General features: G+C 61.8%; 10 protein-coding genes. 5 read left to right on the plus strand and 5 right to left on the minus strand.

The window, feature by feature from the left end; translation table 11 throughout:
* Nucleotides 1-146: 146 nt before the first annotated feature.
* The 3 genes from B5526_RS21640 to B5526_RS21650 all read right to left on the minus strand — a co-directional run bounded on the left by B5526_RS21640 (nucleotide 147) and on the right by B5526_RS21650 (nucleotide 4,108).
* Nucleotides 147-863 carry a DUF1614 domain-containing protein gene (locus B5526_RS21640; protein ID WP_079541424.1) on the minus strand — a complete coding sequence of 239 codons (717 nt, stop codon included), beginning with the start codon at nucleotides 861-863 and terminating at the stop codon, nucleotides 147-149.
* 167 nt (nucleotides 864-1,030) lie between these two features.
* Complete coding sequence (locus B5526_RS21645) at nucleotides 1,031-1,639, minus strand: class GN sortase (RefSeq protein WP_079541427.1); 609 nt, start codon at nucleotides 1,637-1,639, stop codon at nucleotides 1,031-1,033.
* A gap of 213 nt (nucleotides 1,640-1,852) precedes the next feature.
* Nucleotides 1,853-4,108: a marine proteobacterial sortase target protein gene (locus tag B5526_RS21650; protein WP_433994658.1), complete on the minus strand. Its 2,256-nt coding sequence runs from the start codon at nucleotides 4,106-4,108 to the stop codon at nucleotides 1,853-1,855.
* A gap of 205 nt (nucleotides 4,109-4,313) precedes the next feature.
* On the opposite strand from B5526_RS21650, the gene B5526_RS21655 reads away from it, so the two are divergent.
* Nucleotides 4,314-5,075, plus strand: coding sequence for a helix-turn-helix domain-containing protein (locus tag B5526_RS21655; protein ID WP_079541431.1), 762 nt, complete (start codon nucleotides 4,314-4,316; stop codon nucleotides 5,073-5,075).
* A gap of 177 nt (nucleotides 5,076-5,252) precedes the next feature.
* Here B5526_RS21655 and B5526_RS21660 read toward each other — a convergent pair whose 3' ends face one another.
* The gene (locus B5526_RS21660; RefSeq protein WP_079541433.1) at nucleotides 5,253-6,485 is read right to left on the minus strand and encodes an ABC transporter substrate-binding protein; all 1,233 of its coding nucleotides are present in this window, start codon (nucleotides 6,483-6,485) and stop codon (nucleotides 5,253-5,255) included.
* A gap of 268 nt (nucleotides 6,486-6,753) precedes the next feature.
* Between B5526_RS21660 and B5526_RS21665 the strand changes: the two genes are divergently transcribed.
* The 3 genes from B5526_RS21665 (at nucleotide 6,754) to B5526_RS21675 (ending at nucleotide 9,576) form a co-directional block, all read left to right on the plus strand.
* The gene (locus B5526_RS21665; protein WP_079541435.1) at nucleotides 6,754-7,890 is read left to right on the plus strand and encodes an acyl-CoA dehydrogenase family protein; all 1,137 of its coding nucleotides are present in this window, start codon (nucleotides 6,754-6,756) and stop codon (nucleotides 7,888-7,890) included.
* Nucleotides 7,891-8,020: 130 nt separating this feature from the next.
* Nucleotides 8,021-8,674, plus strand: a complete 654-nt coding sequence (locus B5526_RS21670) for a glutathione S-transferase family protein (RefSeq protein WP_079541437.1) — start codon at nucleotides 8,021-8,023, stop codon at nucleotides 8,672-8,674.
* A gap of 98 nt (nucleotides 8,675-8,772) precedes the next feature.
* Nucleotides 8,773-9,576, plus strand: a complete 804-nt coding sequence (locus B5526_RS21675; RefSeq protein ID WP_079541439.1) for a helix-turn-helix domain-containing protein — start codon at nucleotides 8,773-8,775, stop codon at nucleotides 9,574-9,576.
* A gap of 110 nt (nucleotides 9,577-9,686) precedes the next feature.
* Here the strand turns inward: B5526_RS21675 and B5526_RS21680 are convergent, their stop codons facing one another.
* Nucleotides 9,687-10,910, minus strand: a complete 1,224-nt coding sequence (locus B5526_RS21680; protein WP_079541442.1) for an ABC transporter substrate-binding protein — start codon at nucleotides 10,908-10,910, stop codon at nucleotides 9,687-9,689.
* Between the two features lie 928 nt (nucleotides 10,911-11,838).
* On the opposite strand from B5526_RS21680, the gene B5526_RS21690 reads away from it, so the two are divergent.
* Nucleotides 11,839-12,705, plus strand: a complete 867-nt coding sequence (locus B5526_RS21690; protein WP_079545172.1) for a 3-keto-5-aminohexanoate cleavage protein — start codon at nucleotides 11,839-11,841, stop codon at nucleotides 12,703-12,705.
* Nucleotides 12,706-12,724: the final 19 nt, after the last annotated feature.

Below are 12,724 nucleotides of genomic sequence, written 5' to 3' on the forward strand. Positions count from 1 at the left end.
GGCGTAACCCTCATCTTCTTTTTTTCCCGGAACTGAACGATCCAACCGAGATCGCCAATCCCTGCGACTTTTCAATTCTTATTATGGGGAGTTGAGAGACGTGGCAACTCGCGCGGCCGAATGTCCGCCCCGCGGGATATCTGCGCTTACCAGGCCGGCCGCGGCCGCGATGGCGAGGCGATGCCGGCGAGCAGGACGGCGAGGATGCCGGTGAGGAAAATACCGTCGAAAGTCCCCGCGCCGCCGATCGAGGCGACCGGCGCGCCGAGGTCGTTGATCTTGTCGAGATTGAGAAGATCGGCGCCGATCAGCGTCCCCATCGACCCGCCGATATAGGCGAGCGGGGCTGCATATTCGCGGGACAGGATAAGTGCAGTGATTGCCGTGGTCACGACAGGCACAAATACCGGTACCGCAATGCCAACCCCCGGCACTGGCGTGGCCATCGAATGGATCACAAAGGCAATCACGGCGGTCGCGATCGCCGCCTTGAGCCATAACTGATATCGAAGGACAAGATAGGTCGACATGATGGTCGGAATGACCGCTCCGCCGACATTCACGGCGAGAACCGTACCGGGCCATGAGGTGACGTAAGGCACGACATAGCGCATGCCGTAGAAATCAACGATCTGTCCCGACATCGCCTGCTTCCCCGGCAGCACCGTGATCGGAATATTGAAGTAGCTGCCGATCAGCGAGCCGAACAACAAAAACAGCGCGGCGCCCGGACCGATCCCGAGCCGCATATAGGCATATCGGAGAATGCGAAGCTGGATCAGGATGATCAGCCCCAGGAACAGGATCACCAGGATCGAGAAAAATCCCGGCGTCAGCGGCAAATAGTGAACCTGGGAATCCATGGTTTTGGTGGCTCAGTCTCGGTTGGCTCGCTGTACTTCCGACTACCGGGTGAGGTATTTATTTCCCACGGCGCGGCAAGGGTGAATCTGAGCATCAATTTGGGCACGAATCCGTGTGCACGCACCTGCGTTAACGTCCGGCCGATCATTCCGCGAGAGCATCCGGTTCAAGGAACTGCCTGCGAGGAGCCATTCGGCAGATGTTCCTCGCCTGCGCCGCGAGGCCCTATCATGGTGGCATGCAGAACATAGCGTTCCGGCCCCGGCGTCACCGCATCGAACGGCCAGCAGGTCGACAGCACCAATTCGTACCCGGCGGTGAAGGGGTCGATGCCCGAGTCATCGAACCGCACCACCGACGTGCGGTCGGCGCGATAGCGAAACGCGTGGCCGTCGCTTCGTGTGACGACGATCTCATCGCCGATGGCGACGTCCTTCAGGAAACGGAAATGCGTATCGCGATGTGCGGAGTAGACCGCCACGCCACGCTCCCCGGCATCGGGCGTGAGCTCGACGTGGCCGGGCCCGAAGGCCAGCGCCTGGCCGCTGCTTCCCGCCAGCACGATCGCGCTGGCATCAAGCCTTTTCACTTCGATGCGCGCCACCGGCCAGGTATCCGCCCATGACCAGGGTTTTACGAGATGGCGGCTTGCGATGGTCTCGGCAAAGGCCCGCTGCAGCAGAACTTGTGCGAGCAAGGCCTTGGCGTGGATGTAGGTGCCCTGGCCGAGCAGCGCGAGGCCGGTGAGGGCGAGGGCGGCTGCAAGACGAGTCATTGTTATCCTTTCCGTCATTGCGAGCGAAGCGAAGCAATCCACCGCCGTCATTCCGGGACGATGCGAAGCATCGAACCCGGAATCTCGAGATTCCGGGTTCGCGTCTTCGACGCGCCCCGGAATGACGGGTAAGAGAGCCGCGCGCGCGGCCCTGGGCGGAGGCCGCGCGCGCTTCTAAGGAGGAGTGGGGACGGCTCCTCCTTTCATCCGGCGTCAACGCACAAAGATCTGACGCCGGTTGAACAGGAACAACATCAGGCTGAGCAGGAGCAGGATCGAGCCGGTGATCATCTTCAATTCGGCATCGGTCGCCGTCTTCGGCAGCGTGATCGTGGCGGGATTTTCGGCGACAACGGGAAGCGCGCGTTTTGCGGAGGCGAGGTGCACGCGCGGGTCGCCGGCGCGCCGCTCGCTTTTTGGTGCCAGCGGATGCAGCCGCTCGCCGAACACTTTTTCAAAGTCCCAGCCCGCCGGCAGGTTGAGCGGCAATTCGCTAAGCTTGAGCGGCTCGCCGTTAGGCCGGCTCGGCGTCTTGTCGACAGCGATCAGGCTGGTCAGGCGGGTGACGAGCTGATGCTCGAGCGCCAAGGCCAGGATGGTCTTGTCGGCATCTTCGGGCGCGGCTTGCCGCATGGTGCGGGCAATCTCGGCATCGTCGATCTTGCGCCGCGCCCACAGTTTTGACAGCCCCTTGCCTTCGGCGGCGTTCTTGACCGGCAGCGTCACCACCCAGGGCCGGTCGCCGATGCGGCCCTTGATCTCGATCGAGCCTGAGAGCTTGTCGAGTTTTGCTGCGAGCACCAAGGGCTCGTCGCGATAAAGGTCGGGGATCGCCGCCGGCGTCAAATCGGCGGTGGCATCGGAGAATTTTGCGGTGAGGCCGGTGACCGCCGGATTTTCGAGTTTTGCGAACAGGCCACGCATCCGCTCCTCGACCTGCTCGACCGAGCCGATATGGGTAAAGGTTCCGCGGCCGAGTTCGGCGGCGCGCGTCATCAGGAACGTGTTCGGCGCCGAGCCGATGCCGACCATGAACACGCGCGAGCGGCCGCGCATCGCAGTGATGGTGTCGAACAATTGCTGCTCGTTGCCGATCGCGCCGTCGGTCAGGAACACCACCTGGCGGACGTAGTTTGCGTCGCTGGTCGCCTTATCGGTCAGCGCGGCGCGCATCGCCGGCACCATCTCGGTGCCGCCATTGGCCTGCAACGCGTCGACGAACGAGGTGGCGCGGCGAAGATGCTCGACGTCGGCCGGCACGGAGCTACCGAACAGCACGTCCATGGTGTCATCGAAGCGGATCACATTGAAGCGGTCGTTGGGCTGCAGGCGGCCGAGCGCATAAATCAGGCTCGCCTTGGCCTGGATGATCGAGGTGCCGCCCATCGAGCCGGAATTGTCGATCACGAAAACCACTTCGCGCGGCAACGGCTTCTGCTCGGCCTGCTCGACCGAAGGCGGCGTGACGAAGGCGAGCAGATAGTCGGCATTACCGACATGCTCGCGGAACAGCCCGACCGACGGCGCCTTTTCGATCGCCGGTTTCCAGGTCAGTTCAAAATCGCGATCCGCCGGCACCGCGCCGTCGGCGAGCTTGATGACGCGCGTCGCGTCGTCGGGGCTTTCGATTTTGACCTGATGAAAATGCGATTTCACTTCGCCCAGCGGAAAGCCGGACTGCAGGCGCACCGTGATGCTGGTCGGATTGATCGGCTCGTTTTGCGCGGGGTCCAAAACCCTGGGCGAGATGCGGTCGCGGTCCGGCACCGGATCGGACGAGGTCGCGCCCCAGCCGCCGCCGTCGGGCCGAAACTCGACGCTCTGCACGACGGGTGCGGGATTATAACGCGGGCCGACCACCATCGGCACGCGCAGCGAGAACTCGTTGCCCGACTGCGCCACCGGCTCCTGATATTCGATCTGCACCAGCACCGTTTCGCCGGGGCCGATATTGGCAACCGAATTGGTAAAAATGTTCGGCCGCTCCTGTTCGGTCAGCGCGGCCTTTTGTCCGCTCGCGCGGGCCTGCTCGTAGATGGCGCGCGCCTGTTGCCGCTCCTTGATCTCGCCGACCACGACGCGGTCGCCGACCACCATCTTGAGCGTGTCGACCGCGCCGCCGGATGGCAGCGGATAGACGTAGGTCGCCTCCACAAAATTTTGCGTCGGGTTCTTGAAAATCTGCGTGACGCGGGCGCGCACGGTCGGGCCCGATACGGTGAGATCGACATCGATCCCGAGCCGTATCGCCTCGGTGGGGCCGCCACTATCGTTCTTCAGAAGCAGTGTACCGGAGCGCACGTCGGCGGGCCCGGCAAAAGCGAGCTTTTGACCTTGCGCCGACCACGCCGGCTCAAAACTCACAAATAATGCCGCAAATCCGACCAGGATTACGGCGGCGGCTTGCACCATGAAGAACAGCGCGAGCCAGATCAGACGCGACAGGCCCGCGCGGCCGGCGGTCCTCATTTCATCGCAGGTGGACATTTCGAGCACTCCTGAGGGGTGATTTCATCGCCCAGAGTTGTGCGAGGAGGGCTGTCTTGGCGCGAGCAGAATGATCGGCCTTGTTCAGCCGCGCCCCGTTTTGGCGCGCCGCGGCGAAGGCTGTTTTGTGCGGCTTTGTGCTGAATTGTGTGTCTGCTAGGATGCCCGGCATGATGAGGGCAGGGCGATGCTGACGCCGGACAAACAACTTTCCGCCGAACAAAGCCGGCAGGTGGCGGAGACCATTCGCGAGGAAATCGCCCGCCGCCGCATCTCGCGGCAGGCGCTGGCCGAACAGGCAAAGCTCAGCCTCTCGACCCTGGAAAAGGTGCTTGGCGGCCGCCGCCCGTTTACGCTGGCAACCACGGTGCGGCTCGAACAGGCGCTTGGCGTGTCCTTGCGCAAGGGGCAGGACGCAGCCCCCGCGGCCGCGGTCAACGGCGACGTCTCGCCGGACGGCCTCGGCGCCTATTCGCGCCGCTCGGTGGCCTGGCTCGAAGACGTCTATGTTACGCTGCGGCCCTCGTTCGGCGACAAGGAGGCGATCTATGCCTATCGCACCGAGATCGCCTGGGATCCGACCGTTTCATCGCTGGTGTTTCGCGAAGGCGAAAGGCTGGACGCCGCCTACGCCCAGTTCGGCGAAGTCGCGGTGCCGAACCAGTCCGGCCACATCTATCTGGTCACCAACCGTCACGGCCAGCACCGCTTGATCACGGTCTCGCGCCCGCGGATCTCGGGCGAAATGTACGGCATCATCACGACGCTGTTGGCCGGACGCGGCTCGATGCTGACCCCGATTGCCGCGCCGATCGCGTTCTTGCCGGTCAAATCGGTCGCAAGCCCGACGCTGGGCCGGATTTCGCCCGACGACGCCAACTACCCCCTCTATCGCGAGCACCTTCGCCGCACCACCGACGAGCCGTTCGCTGTGTTTCTGCCGGGGTAGTGTGTAGCTTACGCGCCGCGGTGCCCCTTCTCCCTCGCCCCGCTCTTCGCGGGGAGAGGGTTGGGGTGAGGGGCTGCTTCCGCGAATTCGAAGGGCGAGGAGTGCGCGGAGATTCCCCCTCACCCGGATCGCAAGAGCGATCCGACCTCTCCCCGCAAGCGGGGCGAGGTAAGCCGATCAGCCGCCCGTCTCTGCGCTGATGATGTCGCCGAAAAAGTCCCACTTGCCGCCCTTGAACTGCATCATCTTGAGCTGTTCGATCGGGGCAAAGTCGGTCGCCGAGGTGTTGATCTTGATGCCCGGGATCAGCGTATCCGGCGAAAAATCCTTCAGCCCGGCGGCCTGCTTCATGACGTTTTCCCGGGTCAAATCGTCGCCGGCCTGCTTCAGCACCTGCACCATGGTCTGCGCCGCGGCATAGCCGTAGACGAGATTGGTATCGGAGATGTTCGAGCCCGGCATGTATTTGTCGATGAACGCCATGAACTTCTTCATGCCCTCATCGTCCTTCCACTGCGGGTCGGACGCGTCCTTGAGATAGCCCGCCGACAATACGCCTTCGGAGGCCTCCAGGCCGGCAGGCTTCATCACCGCGCCAATCGAGATCGAAACGTCGGTCATCAGATGCATCGGCTTCCATTCCAGTTCGGCCATCTTCTTGATCGTCTGCGCTGCAAACTTCGGCGTCGAAATGTTTACCAGCACATCGGCGCCGGTGCCTTTGAGCTTGACGATATGGGAATCGATCGAAGGTTCGGTGGTCTCGTAGCTTTCCTCGGCAATCAGGATCGAGGAGGTCTTGTCGCCGAACACTTCCTTCAAGCCAGCTACGTAATCCTTGCCGAAATCGTCATTCTGATAAAACACCGCGACCTTGGCGTCGGGTTTTGCCTTCAGGATGTACTTTGCAAATATTCTCGCTTCGACGCGGTAGCTCGGCTGAAAGCCCATGGTCCATGGAAAATCCTTCGCGTCGTTCCACTTGCTGGCGCCGGTGGCGACGAACAGCTGGGGCACCTTCTTGGTGTTCTGATATTTCTGCACCGCGGTCTGGGTCGGCGTGCCCAGGGCGTTGAACACCAGGAAAACTTCGTCGCTCTCGATCAGTTTGCGCACCTGCTCCACCGTCTTCGGCGGGCTATAGCCGTCATCGTAACTGATAAAATTGATCTTGCGGCCGCTGATGCCGCCGGCGTCGTTGATCATCTTGAAATAGGCATCCTCGGTCTTGCCGATGATGCCGTAGGCCGACGCCGGCCCGCTATAGGCCTCGACATTGCCGATCTTGATCTCGGTGTCGGAGGCGCCGGTGTCGTATTTCTTTTGCGCCAGGGCTCCTTGCGTGGAGAGCGCAACCAGCGCCGTTGCAGCGGCGAGCGAGGCAAGCAAGCAGAGTTTCTTGTTTTTCATAACCAGGACCTTTTCTTGATGGGAGATTGAAAATGAAGATTGGAGATTGCTGGTAGGCTAACAGTTACGAGGCGATGGCTCGCTGCCTGAATTGCTTAATTTTTGGCCCGACCTGTCAGTTGAGGGCTGGTATCAAAAACCTGTCTTGCGTTGAGTGGCTGGGCTGTGGCCTGATCGACATTGTTGCCGGAGCCAGCCACTCGACGCAAGTTGGGGGAGGCGCTTTCCGGCCATCGTACAACGACAAAAGCAACCGGGAGGCAAGCGAATGGCAAGCCCATTCTACACCGCCGAGCATGAGGCCTATCGGGAGGTGGTGCGGCGCTTTGTCGAAAAGGAGATCGAACCCTACGCCCATGAATGGGACGAGGCGGGCGGTTTTCCGCGGGAGCTTTACGAGAAGGCCGCCGCGATCGGGCTATTGGGCCTCGGCTTTCCGGAACAATATGGCGGCACCGAAGTCGACAATTTCATGTGGATCGTCGCGGTCCAGGAATTGGCGCGGGCCGGCGCCGGCGGCGTCAGCGCCAGCCTGAAGAGCAATTCGATCGGCGCGCCGCCGATCGCGCGTGCGGGAAGTCCCGAGTTCAAGGCCCGGGTGCTGCCGGAAATTCTGTCCGGCAAGAAGATCTCGGCGCTCGCGATCACCGAGCCGAGCGGCGGCTCTGACGTCGCCAATTTGCGCACGTCAGCCCGCCGCGACGGCGATGTCTATATTGTGAACGGCGAGAAGACCTTTATCACCTCCGGCATGCGCGCCGATTACATTACGACCGCCGTTCGCACCGGGGGTGCGGGGCCGGAGGGCGTCAGCCTGCTGGTGATCGAGGGCGATACGCCGGGGCTCTCCCGCACGCCCTTGAAGAAAATGGGCTGGTGGGCTTCCGATACCGCGACCCTGCATTTTGATAACTGCCGCGTTCCCGCCGGCAACCTGCTCGGCGAAGAGGGCAAAGGTTTCAAGATCATCATGCATAATTTCAACAGTGAGCGGCTGACGATGGCAGCCGGCTGCATCGCCGCGGCGCGGGTTTGCCTCGAGGATGCGACCGAATACGCAAAACAACGGCACACCTTTGGAAAACCGCTGGCGCAGCATCAGGTCATCCGCCACAAGCTGGTCGACATGGCACAACGGGTAGCGGCCTCGCAGGCGATGCTTGAAATGCTGGCGTGGCGGCTCGACCACGGCGAAAGCCCGGTCGCCGAGATATGCATGCTGAAGAACCAGGCGACCCAAACCATGGCGTTCTGCGCCTCCGAAGCCGTGCAGATTTTCGGCGGCGCGGGCTTCATGCGCGGCATCAAGGTCGAGCGCATCTACCGTGAGGTCAAGGTCAACGCGATCGGCGGCGGCAGCGAGGAGATCATGAAGGACCTGGCGAGTAGGCAGATGGGATTGTGAAAGGGATGTCCTCATCCTGAGGAGCGGCCGTTAGGCCGCGTCTCGAAGGATGGGCCACGGGCCTCATGGTTCGAGACGCGCGCGAAGAGCGCGTTCCTCACCATGAGGACAACAGAAGGGACGAACCGACATGATCACGCTTTATCACTGCCACGCCGCGCGCTCGTTCCGGCCGCTATGGATGCTGGAAGAGATGGCGCTGCCTTATGAGCTGAAAATGCTGCCATTCCCGCCGCGGGTATTCGCAAAGGAATATCTCGCGCTCAACCCGCTCGGCACCATTCCGCTGATGATCGACGGCGAAACGCGGATGACGGAATCGTCCGGCATCTGCCATTATCTCGGAACCAAATATGGGCCGACGCCGCTGATCGTTGGCGAGGACGAACCGGCCTATGGCGCGTTCCTGAACTGGATGTACTTTAGCGATGCCACGCTGACCTTTCCGCAGACGCTGGTGCTGCGCTACAGCCAGCTCGAGCCGGAGGAGCGGCGCAATCCGCAGGTCGCCACCGACTACGCCAAATGGTTCTTGGGGCGCTTAAGGGCGGTCGAGGCCGCCACGGGCAACGCAGAAACACTCGTCGCCGGCCGTTTCACCGCGGCCGACATCGTGATCGGCTATGCGCTGCGGCTGGCCGAAAACATCGGATTGGCCAAGGATTTTGGCCCTAACGTTGCCGCCTACTGGCAACGCCTGCAGGCGCGCGATGGCTTCAAAAGGGCCGTTGCCGCTGAAAATCAGGCCGGCGAGCAGCAAAAGGTCGCCCCGCGCGCCCGCTGAATCCCTGCCGGAACCCGGCCATCTCGTCGATGACAGGTGCCGGATTTGCGCTATGGTCGAACTCCGCAGCGGCCGAAGAACCGCCGGGAGGACCAGCTATGGACGCCAGAACCAGTTCCGGCCATTTGATGCTGATCACGCCCGAGCGCGTGTTTTATGCAGGCCTGCTCGGCCGGCCGCGCGAGCGCTGTCCGGGTGCGCTTCATGTTTATGTGTCGATCAAGGGCGGCCTGCGGCTTACGACCGGCGACGGCCACGAGACCTGCGGCGAACTGTTCGCCGTGCGACCGAACGTCCAGCATACCATCTCAAGCGATTTTCGCGCGGCGATTTGCGTCGTGATCGAGCCGGAGAGCGTTGAGGCCTGCGCGTTCGATGCGCTGGCCGAGCGGCTGTCGGGACCTGAAGCGGGGCTTGTCGCGTGCCGCATTCGCGCCGCCTATGAGCAATTGCGCGAAAAGCCGCATCGCGACGGCATCTCCAGCGTCGAACTCGATGTGATGTGTTTTGGTGAAACCTTGCCGGCGCGCGCGCTCGATCCGCGTGTCGCAAGGTCGATCGCGCAGATCGACAGTTTTTCCGGCGAGCCGGTGACGGCGGCAAGTTGCGCCGCAGCGGCCGGATTGTCCTGTTCGCGCTTCCTGCATCTGTTCAAGCAGGAGACCGGGATCTCGTTTCGCGCCTTCCGCGCCTGGAAGCGCGCGCGGCATTTGCTGCATTTTGCTAATCAGAACATCAACCTTGCGCATCTGGCGCAGGATATCGGTTATCCCGACTCCACCCATTTCAGCCACTCGATCCGCAGGTTTTATGGTTTGAAACCGCGCGCGATTTTCTCCGGCTCGCGGGATCTTGCGATCTATCGCAGCGGGCGCGTTGGCGAGGAGGCGGCGGTTTCCTAGCGAAAGCCTCTCATCGTCATTGCGAGGAGCACTTGCGACGAAGCAATCCAGCTTCGTTCGTCGCTGCGCCATGGATTGCTTCGCTTCGCTCGCAATGACGACAAGAGTCGTCACAAATTCGCCCCCTCGATCACCTCGCCGAACCTGACCCAGCCCGCGCCCTCCAGCCGCTGCAACTGGATTTGCTGCAGCGGGTGGTGATTGGTGGGACTGGTGTTGACGCGAATGCCCGGCAGCAGCGTGGGAATCTCGACGTCCTTCAGACTGTTGGCCTGACGCATGATATTTTCACGCGCAAAATTGCCGTTGCATTGCTCGAGCACTTTCCGCAGCACCATGGCGACCGTGTAGGCATAAAGGTTATAGGCTTCCTTCGGATTGCCATCGCTGAAATATGTCGCCATGAATTTCAGGAAATCCTTGATGCCGGCATCGTCGGCCCAGGCGGGATCGGATGCGTCTTTCAGATAGGCCGACGTGATCACGCCTTGCGCCTTCTCCGGCCCGACCGGATTGATGGTGGAAGAGATCGATGCCGCGCCGCTGGTGACAAAATGCATCGGCTTCCAGCCGAGCTCATAGATTTTCCGGATCGATTGCGCGGCAAATTTCGCCGTGGTCCCCGAGATCAGCACATCCGCGTTGCCGGCGCGTAACGACACCATCTGCGAATCGATGGTGGGGTCGGTAACTTCGTGCGATACTGCCGCCGCCTGGGTGTCAAATCGCGCGCCCAGCACATCGCGCAAGCCGTGGACAAAATCCTTGCCCAAATCGTCGTTCTGGAACAACACCGCGAATTTCGCGTTCGGATTCTGGCTGAGCGCGTATTTGGCAAACACCTGCGCTTCGATCCGGGCACTCGGCGCAAAGCCCATGGTCCAGGGATAGCTCTCGTAGTCGCCCCATTTGTCGCCGTTCACCGACAAAAACAGATGCGGGACTTTTGCGGCATTGATGTACTTCACGACTGCGGAGTTGGGTGCGGTTCCGAGCATGTTGAACAGGAAGGCGACATTATCGCTTTCGATCAGCCGCCGCGTCTGCTCGACGGTCTTTGCCGGATTAAAGGCGTCGTCATAATAGATGTATTTTATCTGATGGCCCGCGATGCCGCCCTGCTCATTGAGCATCCGGAAATAGGCTTCCTGGCATCGCGCCTGCACACCCAACGCCGACACCGGCCCGCTCAGCGAGGTGGTGCTGCCTATTTTGATCTCGGTTGCGGTAACGCCTGGGGTCTCGTCGGCGTGCGCGACGCGAAGGCCGGCAAGGGCGGCGATGCCTGCGGTTGCGCCACCGGCCAGCAACGCGCGTCGATCGAGCACGGCCATGATTTCCTCCCGCGATGCCAGCCTGTTCGCCAGGCGCTTGTTTGCGCTGACGCTACGACAGGATTTTTGGTGAGGTCTTGCGTTAATGTGCTGGACAGCTTCCGATGATGCGTCGGAACCAGGTCGCGGGCGACGCGCGGGGAAGGAAAATTCTCCTTTAGTTTCATGCTGATTTGGGTCGTCCAGTCCGGTTCGCAAAAATATTCCGCTTCGTGATTTGCCCAAATCACCCATAAGACTCCCGCCATCCCGTCCCACTCAGAGGGGCGTTTCGCGATCGTCACGGACGTTGGAACGGGATGCGGTGGACGCGGTGGCGCTCTTGACGAACAGCGCTGAAGCGGACGGCGAAGTCGTGTGGTCCTGACACCCCGACGCTGGTGTCAAGTTCTTGAGAAGCAAGCTTCTCAGGGATGACGGTGGCAAGAAAGCCCGGCTCACCGGGGAGAGCACGATATAAGCCGTAAAACCATTGCGCGGGGAATGCCGGGTGATTCCGGTGTGACCTGACCAACGCGTGTGCGTTCTACCACTACCATTGCACACGCGGCTATCGGGCGCATCGGGCGCCCGGCATTCCCTGCGCCCTCTGATGGGAGAGGGCGGGAAATTTCTGGCAAACCTCGGGCGACTTGCGCGGCGAGATCGCGAAGCCGTGGGCGCGGCCCCTCCACGTCATTGCGAGCGAAGCGAAGCAATCCATCGCACCGCAAGGAAGCAAGCTGGATTGCTTCGTCGCCTCGCTCCTCGCAACGACGTGGAGAGGAGCCCTTAGCCCACCCGACATGACCTCCTGGCTTCGATGCTGCGGCGCAACGTGGCCGTAGCCAGTCAACGCAAGCAGCCATGGCGGCAAATCTCCCATCATGCCAAACTCGCGCGCTCAACGCGTTGCACGACGCGGGCCGCATCTGGGTTGAACAAGATCATGAGCAACAAGGCCGTCATCACCTGCGCGCTGAATGGCGTGCTGACCGACCCGAAACAGCATCACGTTCCGGTAACGCCGGAAGAAATGGCGCGCGAGGCGAAAGCAGCATTCAACGCCGGCGCCAGCGTGATGCATATCCATCTGCGCCAGCAGGCGCCGGGCAAGGGCCATTTGCCGTCGTGGGAAGTCAGTGTCTCCCGCGACATCCAGCAGGCGATCCGCGAGGCTTGTCCTGGCGTGATCATCAACCACACCACCGGCACATCAGGGCCGAACTATCAGGGCGCGCTCGATTGCGTGCGCGAAACAAAGCCCGAGATGGCCGCCTGCAACGCGGGCTCGCTGAATTATCTCAAGGTGAAGGCCGACAACTCTTGGGCCTGGCCGCCGATGATGTTCGATAATTCGGTCGAGAAGGTGCAGGACTATCTCGACGTCATGAAGCAGGCGGATACGATCCCCGAATTCGAATGTTTCGATGTCGGCATCGTGCGTTGCGTCGGGATGTACCGGCAGACCGGCATGTATTCCGGTCCGCTGGAATATAATTTTGTGATGGGCGTTGCCTCGGGCATGCCGGCCGATCCGGAATTGCTGCCGATTTTGCTGAAGCTGAAAGCGCCGGAAGCGCATTGGCAGGTCACCGCGATCGGCCGCGCCGAAATCTGGCCGCTGCACCAGCGCTGCGCTGATCTGGGCGGCCATCTGCGCACCGGTCTGGAAGACACGTTCTATCTCGCCAACGGTGCCAAGGTGACGTCTAACGGGCAGTTGATCGAGGCGATCGCCGCGTGTGCGCGGCGGGCCGGGCGCGAGATCGCGAGCCCGGCAGAGGCGCGGAAGATTTTTGGGATCAGGCACTAGCGTTCGAGAATGGCCGCGC

The sequence above is a fragment of the Bradyrhizobium lablabi genome (genome assembly GCF_900141755.1).
In the GTDB taxonomy this organism is placed as follows: domain Bacteria; phylum Pseudomonadota; class Alphaproteobacteria; order Rhizobiales; family Xanthobacteraceae; genus Bradyrhizobium; species Bradyrhizobium lablabi_A.